The 18,042-nt window shown below is 65.6% G+C and carries 17 protein-coding genes and 1 pseudogene; 16 read left to right on the top strand and 2 right to left on the bottom strand.

Annotated features, from left to right (window positions below):
* The first annotated feature begins 276 nt into the window (after positions 1-276).
* The 7 genes and pseudogenes from VF542_RS18585 to VF542_RS18555 all read left to right on the top strand — a co-directional run bounded on the left by VF542_RS18585 (position 277) and on the right by VF542_RS18555 (position 4,997).
* Entirely contained in the window at positions 277-1,284 is a 1,008-nt protein-coding gene (locus tag VF542_RS18585) for a peptidoglycan-binding domain-containing protein (RefSeq protein ID WP_408653186.1), read from the top strand.
* Positions 1,285-1,493: 209 nt separating this feature from the next.
* On the top strand, positions 1,494-1,928 hold the full coding sequence (locus VF542_RS18580) for a VOC family protein (RefSeq protein ID WP_408653185.1): 435 nt from the start codon (positions 1,494-1,496) through the stop codon (positions 1,926-1,928).
* A gap of 84 nt (positions 1,929-2,012) precedes the next feature.
* Positions 2,013-2,444 carry a VOC family protein gene (locus tag VF542_RS18575; RefSeq protein ID WP_408653184.1) on the top strand — a complete coding sequence of 144 codons (432 nt, stop codon included), beginning with the start codon at positions 2,013-2,015 and terminating at the stop codon, positions 2,442-2,444.
* Between the two features lie 183 nt (positions 2,445-2,627).
* Positions 2,628-3,881, top strand: a complete 1,254-nt coding sequence (locus VF542_RS18570; protein WP_408653183.1) for a trypsin-like serine protease — start codon at positions 2,628-2,630, stop codon at positions 3,879-3,881.
* Positions 3,882-3,885: 4 nt separating this feature from the next.
* A pseudogene (locus VF542_RS18565) lies at positions 3,886-3,954 on the top strand (VOC family protein); the annotation flags it as partial.
* 48 nt (positions 3,955-4,002) lie between these two features.
* The gene (locus VF542_RS18560; protein ID WP_408653182.1) at positions 4,003-4,476 is read left to right on the top strand and encodes a hypothetical protein; all 474 of its coding nucleotides are present in this window, start codon (positions 4,003-4,005) and stop codon (positions 4,474-4,476) included.
* Between the two features lie 71 nt (positions 4,477-4,547).
* Positions 4,548-4,997 (top strand): hypothetical protein, encoded by a 450-nt coding sequence (locus VF542_RS18555; protein ID WP_408653181.1) that lies wholly within the window; start codon positions 4,548-4,550, stop codon positions 4,995-4,997.
* 129 nt (positions 4,998-5,126) lie between these two features.
* Here the strand turns inward: VF542_RS18555 and VF542_RS18550 are convergent, their stop codons facing one another.
* Positions 5,127-6,275 carry a hypothetical protein gene (locus VF542_RS18550; RefSeq protein WP_408653180.1) on the bottom strand — a complete coding sequence of 383 codons (1,149 nt, stop codon included), beginning with the start codon at positions 6,273-6,275 and terminating at the stop codon, positions 5,127-5,129.
* 390 nt (positions 6,276-6,665) lie between these two features.
* Here VF542_RS18550 and VF542_RS18545 point away from each other — a divergent pair, with 390 nt between their 5' ends.
* Entirely contained in the window at positions 6,666-8,339 is a 1,674-nt protein-coding gene (locus VF542_RS18545) for a methyltransferase domain-containing protein (protein WP_408653179.1), read from the top strand.
* A gap of 189 nt (positions 8,340-8,528) precedes the next feature.
* Here the strand turns inward: VF542_RS18545 and VF542_RS18540 are convergent, their stop codons facing one another.
* The gene (locus VF542_RS18540) at positions 8,529-8,876 is read right to left on the bottom strand and encodes a hypothetical protein (RefSeq protein WP_408653178.1); all 348 of its coding nucleotides are present in this window, start codon (positions 8,874-8,876) and stop codon (positions 8,529-8,531) included.
* A 283-nt stretch (positions 8,877-9,159) separates the two neighbouring features.
* On the opposite strand from VF542_RS18540, the gene VF542_RS18535 reads away from it, so the two are divergent.
* From VF542_RS18535 to VF542_RS18500, 8 genes are all read left to right on the top strand, one after another.
* On the top strand, positions 9,160-10,434 hold the full coding sequence (locus tag VF542_RS18535; protein WP_408653177.1) for a CpaF family protein: 1,275 nt from the start codon (positions 9,160-9,162) through the stop codon (positions 10,432-10,434).
* A gap of 1 nt (position 10,435) precedes the next feature.
* Positions 10,436-11,293: a type II secretion system F family protein gene (locus VF542_RS18530; protein ID WP_408653176.1), complete on the top strand. Its 858-nt coding sequence runs from the start codon at positions 10,436-10,438 to the stop codon at positions 11,291-11,293.
* 47 nt (positions 11,294-11,340) lie between these two features.
* Positions 11,341-12,285: a type II secretion system F family protein gene (locus tag VF542_RS18525; RefSeq protein ID WP_408653175.1), complete on the top strand. Its 945-nt coding sequence runs from the start codon at positions 11,341-11,343 to the stop codon at positions 12,283-12,285.
* Between the two features lie 69 nt (positions 12,286-12,354).
* Positions 12,355-12,579: a hypothetical protein gene (locus VF542_RS18520; RefSeq protein WP_408653174.1), complete on the top strand. Its 225-nt coding sequence runs from the start codon at positions 12,355-12,357 to the stop codon at positions 12,577-12,579.
* Between the two features lie 4 nt (positions 12,580-12,583).
* The gene (locus VF542_RS18515) at positions 12,584-13,000 is read left to right on the top strand and encodes a TadE/TadG family type IV pilus assembly protein (RefSeq protein ID WP_408653173.1); all 417 of its coding nucleotides are present in this window, start codon (positions 12,584-12,586) and stop codon (positions 12,998-13,000) included.
* Complete coding sequence (locus VF542_RS18510; protein ID WP_408653172.1) at positions 12,997-13,482, top strand: hypothetical protein; 486 nt, start codon at positions 12,997-12,999, stop codon at positions 13,480-13,482. Before VF542_RS18515 ends, VF542_RS18510 begins: the two co-directional genes overlap by 4 nt.
* A 37-nt stretch (positions 13,483-13,519) precedes the next feature.
* On the top strand, positions 13,520-13,975 hold the full coding sequence (locus VF542_RS18505; protein ID WP_408653171.1) for a pilus assembly protein TadG-related protein: 456 nt from the start codon (positions 13,520-13,522) through the stop codon (positions 13,973-13,975).
* Between the two features lie 364 nt (positions 13,976-14,339).
* Positions 14,340-17,531 carry an RHS repeat domain-containing protein gene (locus tag VF542_RS18500; RefSeq protein WP_408653170.1) on the top strand — a complete coding sequence of 1,064 codons (3,192 nt, stop codon included), beginning with the start codon at positions 14,340-14,342 and terminating at the stop codon, positions 17,529-17,531.
* Positions 17,532-18,042 lie beyond the last annotated feature (511 nt).

Below are 18,042 nucleotides of genomic sequence, written 5' to 3'. Positions count from 1 at the left end.
CTACGGCTCAGCCTCATAGCCCAAGCACGCACGAGGGCGCCCGGCGAGATCCAATGCGAGGTCGGCGACGGCCCGTCACTTCCCTTCGAGGGGCTGTTACATCTGCTGACGGGGGAAGGCTTGGAGACTGACACAACTCATCCACTAGCACTTCCGGACTGGTGCTACTGGGCACTGCTCAAGGGGGATTGCTCGCTGGAGGCCACGTACCGACCCTGGGGAATATGGAACGGGGCGGTAGTGAACATAGATCCCCGGACCGCACGGGAGCGACCCATGATCGTGGGAATGTGCGTGACCATGCACCTGAGGACCGCGAGCGGTGCCAGAGCGCCAGTTGTGAGCATGGACGGTCCTGTTGACCTGGAGTGGATATATCGCTATTCGCGTGGGGAGGACCCCGCCACGCCGACGCCGCAGATGCTGAGCTCGGTGGTCGCCGAGAGTTGGTCGTCCGAGGACGGTCCTCGCACCTTCGACAACGGAGTCGCGTTCCCCTACGCCCACGAGTGGGATCCACAACCCGTGACGGTCGACCCCGCCGCCGCTCTTGCGCTCCTCCAACCACGGTGGACCGAACTCGCGACCGGCGAACGCGCCTCCTTCTTCAAGCGTGCATTGCTCGAACTGCAGAGTCGCGGATCCGAACTAGCCATCCAGGCACGCTCGGTTACGGGCGTTACACGGCTGTTGCGTGTTCTCATGATGCTGACGCTCCCACGAGCGTTGGAGCGTGACGATGAGTTGAGAGCTGCCTTGTTCGGCCCCGCTGGGCTGCTGGATCACTACGAGCCCGGCCGTAACGATGCTCTTGTTCAGCTGCTGGAAGCGGCAGAACACGCCAAGCTTTCGGATTTTTCCCTGGGGGCTGCACTTGCAGCACGTAAGGATCACGCCAGCAACGCGATACTGCAGTATCGCGGCCGGACTATCGACGGAACGCCATACATCGAGATACCGACGTCGCTGGACCTGGCGCGTAATTGGCTCGATGTCGTCAAGGTAAGGGTGCGCCAACAAGTCACAACCGAGGAGGACATCGCTGCCATGTTGCCCACTCTCAGGCAAGGTGCCCACGGCTCACCCGTCGCACGCCTGCAAGGCCTGCTCCGGGCCGCGGACCCGGGGAAGTATTCAGACCAAACCCTGCCGATTGACGGGGACTTCGGGCCTCGTACTCGCGACGCTGTCCAAGCGTTCCAAACCAAAGCGAGAACTATCAAGGTCGATGGGATCGTGGGTGAGGCAACATGGCGCACCCTCCTCGGGCTGGACGCGAACTAGAGAGCTCAGTCAACGCAGTGCGGCCACTGAGAGCTCTGTGATCCGGGTGGAGCAATGCGACGGCATCAGGGAATGGGACGGGCCGTAAGCTGATCACGGTCCACAGCCTGCCGAGATCGGTAGTCGTCGCACCGGGCCGAGTAGTCGAACAAGCACCGCCATACCGCCTCGGTGACGCCGCGGCTGGGTCGCGCCTCTATGGTGGACGGATGGCGTCGGTCAAGCAGTTCCAAGTCACCTTCGACTGCGCGGAACCTGAGCGTGTCGCTCGTTTCTGGTGCGAGGTGTTGGGCTACGTCGTTCCGCCGCCACCGGAGGGGTTTGCCAGTTGGGACGATTTCGATCGCGCACTGCCGCCCGAGCACCAGGGTTCGGCGTTCGCCTGCATCGATCCCTCAGGTGTGGGCCCGCGACTGTTCTTCCAGCGCGTTCCCGAAGGCAAGGTCGTCAAGAATCGGGTGCATCTCGACGTGCGGGTCGGCACCGGGCTCGTGGGTGAGGAGCGGCTGGCCGTACTTGAGGCCGAATGCGCGCGACTGGTCCCGCTCGGCGCGGTACGCGTGCGACTACTGACTGCCGATGAGTACAACGAGTCGTGCCTGGTGATGCAGGACGTCGAGGGCAACGAGTTCTGTCTCGACTGAGTGGCCGCGTGCGTCAGCCAGCACTGCTCCGACGACCGGGCGGCTGCTGTTCCCGGTGACGGGCGAGCCCAACGAAGGACGAGGATGAGGACACTGCACGTCGGCCTCCGGGTCCAGGACCTCGAACGATCCCGCGACTTCTACGCGAGTCTCGGATACGAAGTGATCGGGACGGTGCAGGAATCCCCCATGGGGAGCCTGACGATGCTGAAGCTCCCCGAGGACGACTATGTCAGCGTTGAACTTGTCCACGATCCCGCCAGAGGGCCGGTCAACCCTGGCGGCTTCAACCACCTCGTCATCCAGACCGAGGACCTGCGCGAAACAATCGGTCGCCTCGCCGCCCAGGGCATCCAGGTGGACACCCCCGCCTCCCCGGACGGTTCAGAAGACTTCTTGACCACCTGGCTCACGGATCCCGATGGCTACCGCATCGAAATGGTCCAGTGGCCCCCCGGTCATGCCGTCGGAATGACCCGTGCCGACTTCCCGGAAGGATCGCCAGAGCAACCTTAACGATCGACGAGCCGCAGTCGTAGGTGGTCTGGTCCCGAAGCACGAAATAGCTGCTAGTGGCACTATTTGGTGCTATGGTCCGGAATGAGATTTGTATCAAATTGTCTCGGGAGCGCTGGCCGAGTTCGACAGCGGACGCCCTGATGTGGGCAGTCCCGAGCAAGGCGCATGAGAGAGAGCGACATGACCGGGCACACCCTTCGAGCATCCCGATTCATCGGTTTGGCGACGTCCGCGCTGCTGTTGACTGCAGTCACCGCCGTGGCGGTGCAGGTCTCTGCTGGAGCGGCATCTCCCGGGAGCCCCGCGCGCTCGGGGCCGGCACTGACGCCTGCGCAGCAGAAGGCCATGCTCGCCCAAGCCGAGTACCTGTCGCTTGACAGCCAAGTGCGCACGGCGCTCACAGCGGACGTCCTGGCCGGCACGGAGATCGATGTCGTGGGGCACCGATACTACGTTTATTCCACGAGGAAGCCGGCCACACTAAGTGCTCTGTCGGCCCGCGCGCGCAGCGCTGGCATATCCCTGGTCTTCCGGCCGGCGAAGCACTCGGTCAAGCAACTGCAGCAGGTCACGGAGAGGTTGGCGCTGCTGCTTCACCCGACAGGCGCTTTCTCCATTGAACTCGCAACGGATGGCTCCGGGTTACGGGTGAAGTCCGGAAACCTCGATCGGGCTCCTGCCGCGGTATTGGCTGCCGTGCGCCACTTGAGCGCCACAACGGGTGTGGCTATTGCATCAGCCTCCCAAGTCGAGGCTGTGCACCTCGCGAGCCGTGATGCGGACACGTCCCCCTACTATGGCGGCGCAGTCACTGTGGTAGGAAACCTAGGATGCACGGACGGTTTCAGCATGTATGCCACGGGATCCACCGCGCGCTTCATGCTCACAGCCGCGCATTGCTCCAACTTCCTCGACGGACAAGCCGTCTATACCGGCGCCGGGTCGTACATGGGAACCACCGACTTCATCCATGAGCTGTATGACCAGACCCCGAGCTATGATATGGGTGTCATCAGACTTAGCGGCGGCCAGTCCAACGATGGCCGCATCTACAACACAGACACCAATAGTGTGCCCATCGTTGGCTATGCCGCGAATGGCATCCCCTCGGGCGGCAACTATTGCCTTTCAGGGGCAGTTAGCACGCCGAACTGCAACCTTATCTCCGGCGCACAAGACTTCGTGTCGGCGGGAGGTCCGCGCGCGTGGTGGGTGGTCACGATGACGATAAAGGCAGGTGCCACAGGTCCCATCATGTGCAAGGGAGACAGCGGCGGCCCTATCTACTACAGCAACAGCTCGGGATACATCGCCGCCGGAATCGTGTCGGTCGGGTACGGACCCACCGGCTCCACTTGCTTCAACGCGATCGGTGCCTCGGTGGTCGCATCGGCAATCAACCGCATCAACGGCCTGGCGCTGGTGCATTACTAAGGATCGATCCCCCGTGGGCAAGGTCGTCAAGAATCGGTTGCATCTTGACGTTCGGGTCGGCACCGGGCTCGTCAGACCGTGCTTCCCGCGGAGCTGTGACGACGCGTGGGATCTTTAGACCATGGCAGTACTCAACATCATCCTTCCCATCGTCACTTTGCTACTCGGGGCTGGAGTCACTTACTGGGTGGATGCGCGGCGTCGCGCTGATGAGCGTCGAAGTAATCGCCTGGAGGACCTCAGAGGGCAGCGTGCTACTGCATACCGACAGTTCATCCGGTCAGCTCACAACAGTGCTCACCTTGTTGGACGGACCGCGCCGGGCTGCCCGGAGCCGCTGACTGAGAACGTCGAGGGTGTGCGTGCCTTGATTGACAGTGAGGTCGCACGCGACTACTACGAGATGTACATCTTCGCCGAGCCCGCCACGCTCGGGGCCGCTCAGGCCGTCCGACAGGCTCTTTATGATTTCCGTGAGGCTGTCCAGTCGGGCGCCCACTACAGAAGCGCCTCCTACCGTGACCCGCTCCGCGTCTACCAAACGCGCCGAACCGAATTCTTGGAGTTGGCCCGCGCCGAAGTCGTCAGCACCTAGAGGACCTCGACATGTATGCCGCTATCCGCTGAGCGGTGCGGTTGCCGCGGGTCGCCCGTTATCGTCGTGCGATGGATCTCCTGAGCTTCCGGGAGGCCGAAGCACCTCCCGACCTGCGAGCACAGATCGTTGCCCTGCAGCGGGTGATGGGGCCCGGGATCACGCGAGATATCAGCCGCACCACGCACGACCAGATCATGCGGCCGGTCACGATGATTCTGGCCGTCAACCAAGTCGTCGTCGCCTCGCTCGACGTCCTGAGCAAGGAGATCGTGCACGCGGGCCAGCGATACGAGGCGAGCGGCCTCAGCTGGGTCATCACCGCGCCGGATTCTTCACCGAGCGAGCCCGGAGCCATCGCCCGGACTTCATCGGTGCCCGGATCGAGCTCTTCTCCGGCGCCCTCGACAAGCTCTGGTGAGCTGGGCGCCTGCGACTCGACCGTAAGCTACTCAACCAAGCTGATCGCGGGGCAACGCGAAGCACGACGGGAGTCACGCTCATCGGCATCCGCGTCTTAGGACCGGACGACACCGGCGCAGCACGTCCGCAGGCCCGCCTCGATCCATCTCCAGCTGTGCAGCTCCGTCAGCGATCTCGCGGACCTGGAGGGTGAGCGCGCATCCGGACAGGACAACGTCTCCCGACGGTCAGCTCGTCTGCGGTGTATGCCGCCAAGCAGTGAGAACTTCGTGGCGGGCGAGCAACGCTAGAACCACCCACACCGCGAGCCCGACATCGACCTCGAATGAGGTCAGCTTCTGCCCCCTCGCGATGTGCGTCCACGGCAAACCACTGTTCCAGTGGTCATAGACGAAATATAGGAACAGACCCGCGAGCAGATTATAGAGGGCAGCAAATCGAATGTTGAGGATACAGCTTGCCGCGAGGGCCCACGCCAGGTATTGGACTCCGAATGCTGGGCTCAGTGCCAAAAACATTACAAGTGCGAGGCAAACGCCCTGGACGGCGTAGTCACATCGTCGCCATACAATCGCAGCCGGTACGAGACAGGCAATCGAGAAAGAGATGGTTTTTCCCGACCGGATCATAAAATCCACCAGGCCGGTGCTGTGAGCCGCCTTGGCGAGCTGGACCAAGCCCCATTGGCGGGATGCTATACCTGTATATCCGAAAACGTTGTCCCTAATGCTGTCCCACTCGGTGAGCACTGGAACAGCCCAGACAGTGATGCATACGGCCCCGAACGCCGCGATCGTTCTGGGCAGCAGGCTCCGGCGATGTCTCACCAGATAGACCGCTAACGTAGGAAGCACCACGATCGGCACGATCTTTATGCTCAGCGCCAACGCCAAGGCGGCACCGCCTGCAACAGCCATCTCCTTGTCAACGAGGAGGAACGCACCCAGCAGCACAAGGGCGACGAATATCGGGTCAGTGTTGCCGTGATATCCCGAGATCAGCAACAGCACGGGGCTCGCGCCGACAATCATGCCAGCCGTGATCGCATGCGGCAGAGACGAGCGACGACGCACGATCTCGAATGTGAGGAGCGCCGAACAGACGTCAGCGATGCTGGCAACGGCCCGAAGGGTAAACCGAAGATGGATGCCCACGGAGGAAAGGCCGTTAGCCAGCTCGAGCAACCACCCGGCCAGCGGCGGGTGGTTGTACAGCCGGTGGCTGGTCTTCATGAAGTCAATCGAGTAGACGTCGATGGGGCCCTTGTCCTTGACCCCCGCGGCGAAGGTCTGCCACGTCGCAATATCCTCGGTTCCCCCACTGCGCCACGCCAGGAGCAACTTCACGAGCAGAAATAGCCCGGCGACGAGCAGCACCGCCCACCGGCCCCGACCGGTCCTGAGCGTCAGGCGTTCTGTATCAGGTCCGCCCACTCGATGGCTACTCACTTGTGGGGTCTGCGCGAGTTCCGCAATGACCGCGAGAACTTGCCCGCTCGTCGCTCTCGATGACGATGCCGACGACTGTAGGGGCCACGGTATTGTGCAGTGCTTTGCGCAACCTGACGTGAGTCAGTCCGCCGCAGTTTAGCCTGCCGGCCGCAATTGCAGGGAGGCGAGCTTCGCGGGCGGCCGGTCGTGGTTCGCGTCGCCACCTCGGCGAAGCCTTGTCAGGTGCTTGCCGCATGGCCCGAACAATAACACCTTAGTGTTGAATGTCGACGGGTTTGGTTCAAACGCGGTCCTTGCGGGAGTAACGTATTCCCGGTGCGCAACCAACTTACGCCGACTGACCCCGCGCCCGGCAGCGTCACCAGCAAGAAGGGCCGGCTGCGAATCGGCCTTCTGGTCGTGACGTACAACGCCGCATCTACGCTGCAGGCCACCCTTGACCGCATCCCCATTGATTTTCGTGCAGAGATTGACGAGATTCTGATCTTCGATGACGCCAGCCCGGACGCCACTGTCGATCACGGGTTAGCGTGGCGTGCCGTGAACGCCGACATCTCGACGACCGTGGTACGGCATCTACGCAACCTGGGCTATGGCGGTAACCAGAAACAGGGCTACCTCGCTGCGATCGATCGCGGATTGGACATCGTCGTACTGCTGCACGGGGACGGTCAGTACGCCCCTGAATGCCTGCCCGAGATGGTCGCTCCGTTGATCAGCGGTGAAGCCGACGCCGTCTTCGGATCGCGGATGATGCAGCCCGGCACGGCCCGCGCCGGTGGCATGCCGCTGTACAAGTATGTCGGAAACAAGATCCTGACTTGGGTGGAGAACCGGCTACTCTCCTCGTCCTTGACCGAATTCCACTCGGGTTACCGCGCCTACCGCGTCTCCGCACTTGCCGATATACCCTTTGACCGCAACACCGACGCTTTCGACTTCGACACCCAAATTATCGTTCAACTCCTCGATGCTGGGAAACATATCGTCGAGATTCCGATACCCACTTACTACGGCGACGAGATCTGTTACGTCGACGGGCTACAATACGCCCGGGATGTCATTCGCGACGTCGTGCAATATCGCCTGACGAAAATGGGCATCGGCACGCACGCCTGGGTCCCCACCGACGTCGAATACGCTTTGAAGCAAGGCGAGGGCACCTCGCACACGCTCATCATGCAGCTGTTGACGGGCATCGCACCTGGCCGGGTACTGGACCTTGGCTGTTCGGGCGCCAAGCTGTCCGAGCTGATGCGGCAGCGCGGCCACCACGTCACGGGCGTCGACAGCGTCGAGATTCCGGGGGCACGGGAACGACTCGACAGTTTCTGTCTCGGTGACCTGGAATACGGGATCCCGCACTCGGCCGGTACCGGTTTCGACGTAGTCGTCGCTGCCGATGTGATCGAGCACGTACGGGACCCTGAGAAGCTGCTGCGCGACATGGCTCACGTGCTCGCACCTGGGGGTGTCATCATCATCTCCACACCGAACTTCGGATACTGGTACTCCCGAGGGCGGGCTGCGTTAGGTACCTTCGACTACGACCGGCGCGGAATCCTGGATCAGACTCATCTACGGTTCTTCACCCGCAGCAGCCTGCGGCGACTCGTCGCCCGCAGCGGCCTCGACATCCTCGCACTCGACTACACCGGACTCCCCCTGGACGTTCTCGCCCTGAACGACAACCCGATAAGCCGGCTCGCCCACCGCCTGGACCGCGCGCTCGTCCGGTTACGCCCGACCGTGTTCGGCTACCAATTCGTTGCGAAACTCGCACCACACCACACCGGCTCAGTCATCATGCCGAGCACCTCGCGGTATGACGAGCCCCACCTCACGATGCAAGCTGGCAGGGACATGGAGACAGCCCCTGGTAGCCGGCTGCTGGCTGACCGCGATCAGTCCCGCATTGACCACCGCGACGACCGGGCGGGTCGAGAAGCTTTGGACGGTGTGTCAATCGGTACCGGGTTGGGGGGCTGACCGACTCATGCTGAACCTGCGGCAGCAGTGGTACGCCATGTCCACGACCACATAGATCGCACTGGTCGGGGCGTTCATCGGCCTGGTCGGGTAGTGCTGACCATCATCGACAAGGTGTGAGACGGTCGCGCACCTGCGACCGGTTCGACAGCGGGGTCCCGCCCGGCTAGGCAGTTGACGTGAACCGGGTCAGCCGGGAACGGTGGCCCAGCGGGTCACGGTTAATCTGGCGTTGGTGTGGTAACTAACCACGGTCATGGTGATCCGGACCCGTCCCGGGTGTACCGGGAAGGCGCTGCCGCCATAGATCGGTTCGCTTCCGACCGTGGAGCCAGCGGGGTCCGAGCACGAGGTCAGCCCCGATCCGGCACGTTCGAACACCTCGCCCAGGAAGTGGCCGTCCTGCTCCACCGTGGTGCCCTCGCCGTAGTCGTCGGTGCCAGCTATGCAGCCGGTCAACCGGCCGGTCACATAGATGGCCGGCACCAGGTTCGGCTCGGCGATGCCGACGTCGTAGATGAAGATCGGGCTGGTCACCGAACTGATGGTGAGCTTGAGGTGTTCGGTTCGACGCGCGGCTCCGGCGGGAGTCGCGACGACCATTGAGGTCGCAACGAGGGCCACTGCTCCGAGGACATGAGATGTGCGCATGCCGCGATGCTGGCATGCAGGAGGGCCGCAACTACACCGAATGGGCGCAGCCAGCCGAACGCACGACAGATCATCTACACGTTTCCACAGATTGACCCCTAAGCGGTTAGGTCGCACATTAGGCCGTTAAGCTGCCTCGGTTGATCTTGAAATCTATCGGGGGTGAGCAGTGGCGAGCGCGCAGTCGATCGTCGAGGGCGAGGTCCGCGAGCTGGTGCGCCGCCGCCAGCTCGATCCGGTGCTGGAGCCCGAGGCGACCCGGCGGCTGGTGGATGAGGTGCTCACCGACTACCTGGACCGGGCCGCGATGTCGGCGCTGCCGCCGCTGGGTGATGCCGACACTGCCGCCCGCACCGTCTTCGACCAGGTGGCCGGCTTCGGCCCGCTGCAGCAGTACTTCGACGACCGCGCGGTCGAGGAGATCTGGATCAACGAGCCGGGCCGGGTGTTCATCGCCCGGCACGGCCGCTCGGAGCTGACCACGGTGATCCTGACCAGCGACGAGGTCGCCGACCTGGTCGAGCGGATGCTGCGGCTGTCCGGCCGCCGGCTCGATCTCAGCGCGCCGTTCGTCGACGCCCAGCTACCCGACGGCTCCCGGCTGCATGTCGTCATCCCGTCCATCACCCGGCTGCATATGGCGGTCAACATCCGCAAGTTCGTGATCGGCGTCGCCGGCCTGGACGAGCTGGTCCGGCTGGGCTCGCTTCCCGAACCGGCCGCCCGGTTCCTGGAAGCCTCGGTCGCCGCAGGGCTGAATGTGCTGGTCTCGGGCAGCACCCAGGCCGGCAAGACCACCATGCTCAATGCCCTGTGCGCGGCGATCCCGGCCACCGAGCGGGTGATCACCGCCGAGGAGGTATTCGAACTGCAAGTGCCACTGCCCGACGTGGTGTCGATGCAGACCAGGCAGCCGAACCTTGAGGGAACCGGTGAGATCAGCCTGCGCAGGCTGGTCAAGGAGGCGCTGCGAATGCGGCCCAACCGGATCATCGTCGGCGAGGTCCGGCAGGAGGAATGCCTGGACCTGCTGATCGCGCTGAACTCCGGGCTGCCCGGCATGTGCACCCTGCACGCGAATTCCGCCCGGGAGGCCCTGGTCAAGATGTGCACGCTGCCGCTGCTGGCCGGCGAGAACGTCAGCGCGGCGTTCGTGGTGCCGACGGTGGCGGCGTCGGTCGATCTGGTGGTGCACCTGGGCGCCGACCACCGGGGCCAGCGCCGGGTACGCGAGATCGTCGCCGTCACCGGACGGGCCGAGGGCGAGGTCATCGAGACCTCGGAGATCTTCGGGTACCGGCAGGGCCAGCTGCGCCGCGGCGATGGCTACCCGCCGCATCGCGAGCGTTACGAGCAAGCCGGCCATGACCTCGCGCAGCTGCTCGGCGGGGCAGCCAGCCGCACGCCGGCTGCCGGTATGGGCTCCCATCGGACAGGGACCTGACGTGGGCGCGTTCCTAGGGCTGCTCGCGGGCGTCGGCCTGCTGCTGATCTGGCGCAGTGGTCCCCGCGCACCGCACCGCAGGCCTCAGCGGCTGGGCTGGACGATGCGCCGGGACGAGCTGATGAGGCAGGCGGGCATCGACTCGGTGAGCTCGGCGCAACTGTTCAGCCTGCAGGTGATCTCGGCCGTCCTGGCCGGACTGCTCGTGCAGCTTCTCACCGCCACCATGGCCGTCGCCGCCTGCTTCACGGTGTTCGCCTTCGTCGCTCCGCTGGCCGTGGTCCGGCGGATGCGCCAGCGCCGCCAGGTCGCCTTGCGCGAATTGTGGCCAGAAGCCATCGACAACCTGGCATCGGCCGTCCGGGCCGGAATGTCCTTGCCCGAAGGGGTATCCGGCCTCGGCGTCCGCGGGCCGGAGCCGCTGCGGCCGGCCTTCGTGCGGTTCGGGGTGGCCTACCGGGCCAGTGGCCGGTTCGCCGAGTGCCTGAATGCCTTGAAGCACGACCTGGCCGACCCGGTGGGAGATCGGGTGTGCGAGACGCTGCGGGTAGCGCGCGAGGTGGGCGGCAGCGATCTCGGCACCGTGCTCCGCACGCTGTCCGAGCTGCTGCGGGTGGATGCCCGGACCCGCGCCGAGCTGGAGACCCGCCAGGGCTGGACGATCAGCGCGGCGCGGCTGGCGGTGGCCGCGCCGTGGATCGTGCTGTTGTTGCTGGGCGCCGAGTCCTCGACGCTGCAGACCTTCGATTCCTCCGGTGGCGTAGTGCTGCTGGGCATCGGCGCGGCGGTGTGCCTGGTCGCCTACCGGATCATGGTGCGGATCGGGCGGTTGCCCGAAGAACCCCGCGTCCTGCGATGAACACGGTGCTGCGATGAACACGGTGCCGCGATGAACACGGTGCCGCGATGACGAGCTGGTGGCTGGGCGCAGCCCTGGGTCTCCTCGCCGCGCTCGGTGCCCTGCTGGCAATCCGGTCAGCGCCGCCGATGCGGGCGATCCGGCTCACCGACCGGATAGCTCCCTACCTCGCTGACACGCCCGCACCGTCCCGGCTGCTCGCGCATCCGGCCGGCCCCGCCGCACCGCTGGACGTGGCCCGGCGACTGCTCGGCCCGGCAGCGACCGGGCTGGTCCGCTGGCTGGACCGGTTGGTCGGGGGTTCGGCCTCCGTGCGCCGCAGGCTCGGCGGCCTGGGGCTGACCGCCGACGTCGAGGACTTCCGGATGGAGCAGGTGGTCTGGGGTGGCCTCGCCATGATCGGCGGCGCGATCGGCTTGACGGGTCTGACCTACCTGCGTGGCGGCGTCGATCCGGTCCTGGTCGCGGGTGCGGCGCTGATCGGCGCGATCGGCGGGGTGCTGGCGCGGGACTGGTGGCTCACCCAACAGGTTCAGCGGCGTGAGCGCGCGATGCTGGCCGAGTTCCCGGTGATCGCCGACCTGCTGGCACTCGCCGTGCTGGCCGGTGAGGCGCCGATCGACGCCATGCAGCGGGTCTGCCGGCTGACCCGCGGCGAACTGACCCGGGACCTGCAAGGAGCGCTCGACGAAGCCCGGGCCGGCAAGCCGATCACCAGGGCTCTCGGTGAGCTCGCCGAGCGCACCACCCTCGAACCGTTCAGCAGGTTCATCCAGGGGCTGCTGGTTGCCATCGAGCGGGGGACGCCGCTGGCCGACGTGCTGCGGGCGCAGGCAACCGACGTCCGGGAGTTCGCCAAGCGGGCGCTGCTGGAAGCCGGTGGCCGCAAGGAGCTGCAGATGATGGTGCCGGTGGTGTTCCTGATCCTGCCGGTGACGGTGCTGTTTGCCCTGTACCCGGGGCTGCTGACGCTGGTTTCACTGTCGAAATAGGCACATTCACTGCTGGTCACACATGGAGACAGGCGCGCGCTGTGCGGGCCGATGGAAGGGGATAGGCGAATGGTTCAGGCTCAGCTGCTGGCGGCCTGGTTCGGCAATGGGTACCTGCTCGCGCGGCGGCGGGTGCGGGGCGTGGACCCGGCTCGCGGTGATGTGCCCGGGTGGGTGATGGTCACGGTGATGTCGGCGGGACTGGTGGTGGTGATCTTCGGGGTGTTCAAGGCGAAGATCACCGATGCGGTCAGCAACGCGATCGACTCGGTGACCGGCGAGGCCGGTAACTGAGACGGTGGCTGATCGCCGGCGTGTCCAGGTTCTGAGGGAGGACCGCGGGTCCGCGGTCGTCGAGTTCTGTCTCATGTCGGTGCTGCTGGTGATGCTGCTGTTCGCGGTGGTGCAGGTGGCGGCACTGTTCTATGTCCGCTCGGTGGCATCGGCGGCTGCTGCTGACGGAGCTCGCTACGCGGCCAATGCCGGTGTGTCACCGCAGGCCGGTGGCGACCGGGCCAGCGGCTTGCTGGGGCGCGCGCTGAGTCCTCGCATGGCGCGCGAGTTGCCGTGTGCGGGTGCCCTGGTCGCCGAGGCCGGCAGCGGGCTGAGGACCGCCGAGGTGCGGTGCCGCGGAACGATCAGATCGGTCTTCCTGCCGATCGGTGCGCTCGTGCGGGTCGATGTCAGCGGGCAGTCGTTGAAGGACGATCCGTGAGAATCACCCTCTCGCAGCGGTGCCAGCTGGTACGGCGCGATGGCGAGCGGGCCAGCGCGATCATCGAGTTCGTCTTCGTCGCGGTGCTGGTCCTGGTTCCGCTGATCTACCTGATCGTGGCGGTCGCGGTGGTGCAACGCAGCCGGTTGGCGACCACGAATGCCGCCCGCGACGTCGGGCGGGCGCTCGCGACCTCGGCGACCGCCGAGCAGGCCGAGTTTCGGGCACAGGCCGCGCTGCGGGCCGCCCTGCACGGCCAGGGCCTGACCCCGGCCGAGGTGGAGTTGCGCTACGTCGAGGCCGGGGCGGACTGCCGCGGCGCGGCGACGGTGCCGTCGCTGGCTCCGGCGTCGGTGTTCGCGGTCTGCGTGATCAGGCATCAGCCGCTGCCGGCGGTTCCGACCGTGCTGTCCGGGCGCGGTGTCACGATCATCGGCCGGTACCTGGTGCATGTCGATGACTTCCGGATCATCACCCGATGAGCCGAGCGGGCGAGCAAGCCGATGAGCCGATGAGTCGATGAGCCGAGCAGGCCGAGCGAGCCGGATCCTGCAGCGGGCCGGCGATGACCGGGGCTCCACCATTCCGCTGATCCTCGGGTTCTTCCTGATCGGGCTGCTGATGGTGGCCGGGGCGGTAATGGCCAGTGACGCCTTCACCCAGCAGCGTGATCTGCAGAGCGTCTGCGACGGCGCGGCGGTGGCCGGGGCGAACGCGATCGACGGCCCCGCTGCTCGCACCCACGAACTTTCAGCCACCCTGCCGCTGGCCGCCGTGCAGGCAGCCGTGCAGAACTACCTCGCCGCCGACGACGGCCGCGCTCAGGTCAGCGTCCAGGCAGGACTGTCCGCCGACGGCAGTACCGTGCTGGCCGACTGCCGGATTCGCACCCAGCTGGCCTTCGCCGGCCTGATCGGCCACCGCGGCGGCATCGAGCAGCACGCCCGATCCCAGGCCCAGGGCGTCGTTCAGTGAGCACCACGATCCGGCGGATGTAGCCAGGGCGCGCGAGTGTACGAAGCGTGCGATGGTGAGCTGAACTGCCAAGCGCCGTTCACTTACCGCCATTTCCGGCCAAAGAACTTGACCGTACCTCTGGCTTAACTGAGCATTCAACTGCGGCTCAGGTGGATTCTCACCTCGATGACAGGTGCCGACTCGTCGTCGATGGGCCGCTCGGGGGCCACGGCAGGTTCCCGTCCTGGTTCCGACTGTGTGGTTGTGGCGAACAGCGTCCGCTGCCCCCCTGCTCGGTCGTCCCTACTTTCGTGGAAAGCGAGCCGTTGTGAACGGTGTTCTTCGGGGTGCCCGCGTCCCCTCCTGGTTGACCGTGTTGGTATTGACGGCGGGCACGCTCGCCGCGGTGACGGTGACGGCGTCGCCCGCTTCGGCGGTGGCGAATCCGGCACCACGGGCCGGCGAGCGTCGCAACGCGACCCGGCTCAACTTCGGGATTTCCGGGACGGCGAACCTGTCGGTGGACGTGGGCTCGGGCAATGCGCTGTTCACCGACCGGTTGATCACGTTGCCGGGTGTGACGGCCGACGTTCCGATCAACCTGTACTACAACTCCTCGGTCAACGGCTCGAGCATTCCGTCGGCGGTGACCGGTTCCCTAGGTTCGGGCTGGTCGATCACCGGTTTTGACCAGCGGCTGGTCGCCAACAGCGACGGCACCATCACCTACTACGGGCCGGGCGGCCTGACGGGGGTGTTCACCCCGAACGGCACGGGCGGGTTCGCGGCGCCGGTGCAGTTCCGGGCTGATCTGGTGACGGTGACCGGCGGCGGTTGGAAGATGACCGCGCACGGCACCGGTGAGGTGCTGAACTTCACCGCCGCGGGGCGGTTGAGCACCGACAAGGACCGCAACGGCAACACCACCACGTTCAACTACTCCTCCGGCGTGCCGGTCAGTGTGGTGACCTCCCGCGGGCCGAATCCGGCGCGCACCCTGAGCATCACCACCAACGGCGGCCGGATCACGGCGTTGACGCAGACCGACGGGTCGGCTAGCCGGACGATCACCTTCACCCACGACATCAGCGCCGGTCAGTTCCTCTCGGTGACCGATCTGGACGCTGGCGTCACCGGTTTCACCGACCCGGTCACGGGATCAGCCAACCCGTTGACGAGGATCACCAACCCGGACGGGGCGAGCACCACGTTGTCCTTCAGTTCGGGCAAGGTGTCGCGGGTTGACCAGACGAACGCTGCTGGTGCCGGTACGTCCACCACGCGGTTGAGCTACCCGTCGACCACCCAGACCCTGGTGGCCGATCCGACGACGGACCAGTCGCTGTCGGTGGCCTCGGTGCCGCACACCACCTACAACCTGACCACGAGCGGGTCACAGCTGGTGTCCTCGACGACCGATCCGAACGGGCACACGAGGTCCAAGAGCTACACGACGTTGCAGGACATCGCCTCGGCGACGCCGGCCGCCGGCGGCGGCACCACGTTCAGCTACGGCGCGAACAGCGGTGAGTCGCTGACGTCGGTGGCCAGCCCCGCCGGCGCGACCGGGTCGGCGGCGTACGCCAACACCGGCGCCGCGAAGTACCTGCCGTCCTCGACCACCGATGACTCCGGCAACAGCCTCACCTACACCTATGACGGGCAGGGCAACCAGCAGACCAGCGCACAGGGCCCCAGCGGCCCGCCGGCCAAGGTCACCTACAACACTGACGGCACCCCCGCGACCTCACAGTCCCCGGGCGCAGCGACCGGGGTGCAGACCTCCTACGGTTACGACAGCCTGCACGACCTGTCCACCATCACCGCGCCGACCGGCACCAGTCTCGGCCAGCGGACCTACGCCTGGGACGGCTACGGCCGGCTGCGCACGGCAACCGACGGCCGCGGCAACCTCAGCACCTACACCTACGACGACGCCGACCTGATCACCCGGATCCATTCCAGCAACGCCAACACCGCCGATGTGACCTACGGCTATGACAGCGAGAACCGGCTGATCGAGCGCATCGACGGCAATGGAACCACCACCTACAGCTATGACGACCTGGGCAAGCTGCTGTCCACCAGCAACACCGCCGGTGGTGGCACGATCAGCTACACCTACGACCTGGCCGGGGCGCTGGCGACCGAGACCGACGCGCACGGCACCACCAGCTACGGCTACGACGCCGCGCACCTGCTGACCTCGATGACCTACCCCAAGGGCACCGGCACCGCGGTCACCCGGTTCGCCAACGACGCCAACGGCCGGCGCACCGACACCTGGCTGGCCAGCAACACCGGCCACACCACCTGGGCCGCGCACACCCACACCGACTACGACTCCTCCGGCCGGGTCCAGACCGTGCTCGGCGAGCGGGGCCCGGCGACCACCCCGACCACGGTCGTCAACCAGACCGCCTGCTACGCCGCCGGCGCCGTCGCGCCGGCCTGCAACCGGACCAGCACGACCGCCGACCGCACGAAGATCCGCTGGGTCAGCGACGCGGTGTCCGGGGAGACGGCCACCTACTCCTACGACACCGCCGGCCGGCTGACCCAGGCCGCGGTCACCGGCGGGTCCAATCCGCGGACCTACAGCTACGCCTACAACGCCGCGGGCAACCGCACCAGCAGCTCGGTCACCGGCACCAGCCCGACCAGTCAGAGCTTGACGTTCAACGCGGGCAACCAGATCAGCAGCACCGGCTACGCCTACGACGGCTCGGGCAACCAGACCACTCAGCCCGGGCACACCGCGGCCTTCAACGCCAACTCCCAGCAGACCAGCACCGTCACCGGCGGCATCACCACCACCTACAGCTACGCCGGCACCAACCAGAACGAGCTGCTGTCCCAGGCAACCGTCACCAGCGGCGGGGCGACGTACAAGTACGCCTACGGCCGGACCGACCGCAACGGCCTGCCCGTCATCGAAACCGTGACCCGTACCTCAGGCACCTCGGTGGCCAACGCCTACCTCGCCCATGACCCGACCGGGCTGCCGGTGATGATCCAGACCAGCACCGGCACCGTCGCCCTGTACGTCTATGACGGGCGCAACAACCCGGTCGCGCTGCTCACGGACTTCAGCTCCACCGCCTACGTCTACAGCTTCGACCCCTACGGCACCGCCACCCTGACCACCAACAGCGGCGGCACCGGAGTGTCGGAGAACCCCTACCTCTACGGCGGCGGCCTGCAAGACCGCGCCACCGGGCACCTCAAGTACGGCGCCCGCTGGTATGACCCGGTCACCGGCACCTGGACCCAACAAGACACCCGCAACACGCCACTGGACCCGAGCAATGCCAACCGCTACCAGTACGCCGCCGGTGACCCCATCAACAATGCCGACCCCACCGGCACCTTCAGCTGGGATGACTTCACCAGCACAGTATCCAGTTTTGCCGGAACATTCGCGGTGGCAGGCGCGATCATTGGAGGCACTCTGGGGCTTCTTGGGGGACCGTTCGCGCCGATCACTGTTCCCGGCGGAGCCGAGGCTGGTGGGCTCATCGGGGGCACGGTGGGCGGAGTGATCGGAGCGATCTACTATTTTGCCAACAGCTGACGAAGGATGAGATGTGCTCCCTGATGCGCTATACAAAGACCTGCCACATCGGATAAGGAAACATGCCCTGTCCTTCATCGCCGACGGAGAGCGCATCGTCGCATGCTCGACAGCCAAACGTGCCTGGGGCACCCTGCCCGCGATATTCCTTCCAGCATCGGCGTATATCGCATTGACAGACCGGCGCCTGCTCTGCTTCAACCCCAACAGGTGGGGTAGTCGACCCGCAGGTATGGCATATGAAGTACCACGTGGATCAGTCACAGCCCAGGCGATGAAATCTGGCAGGCTGGTGCTGTCCATAAGCCAACCTCGAACCCGGAAACTACTGCTCAGTACGAAGTTTGCTGCGGACTCTGCTCTGATCTGGCAAGACCTACACGATGAATAGGCAGCCCTTCACCATCGTTTCAGCATCAAGGGTTCCCCGGGTTGTGATCTTCGTACCGGCAGCACTGTTCATTGTGCGACGTAGCGGTTGATTCGAAGGTAACCGGAATGGACGTGATAG

Origin of the sequence: Jatrophihabitans sp. (genome assembly GCF_036389215.1) — a bacterium.
Lineage (GTDB): Bacteria > Actinomycetota > Actinomycetes > Mycobacteriales > Jatrophihabitantaceae > Jatrophihabitans_A.
This window is presented reverse-complemented; position numbering and strand designations above follow the sequence as displayed.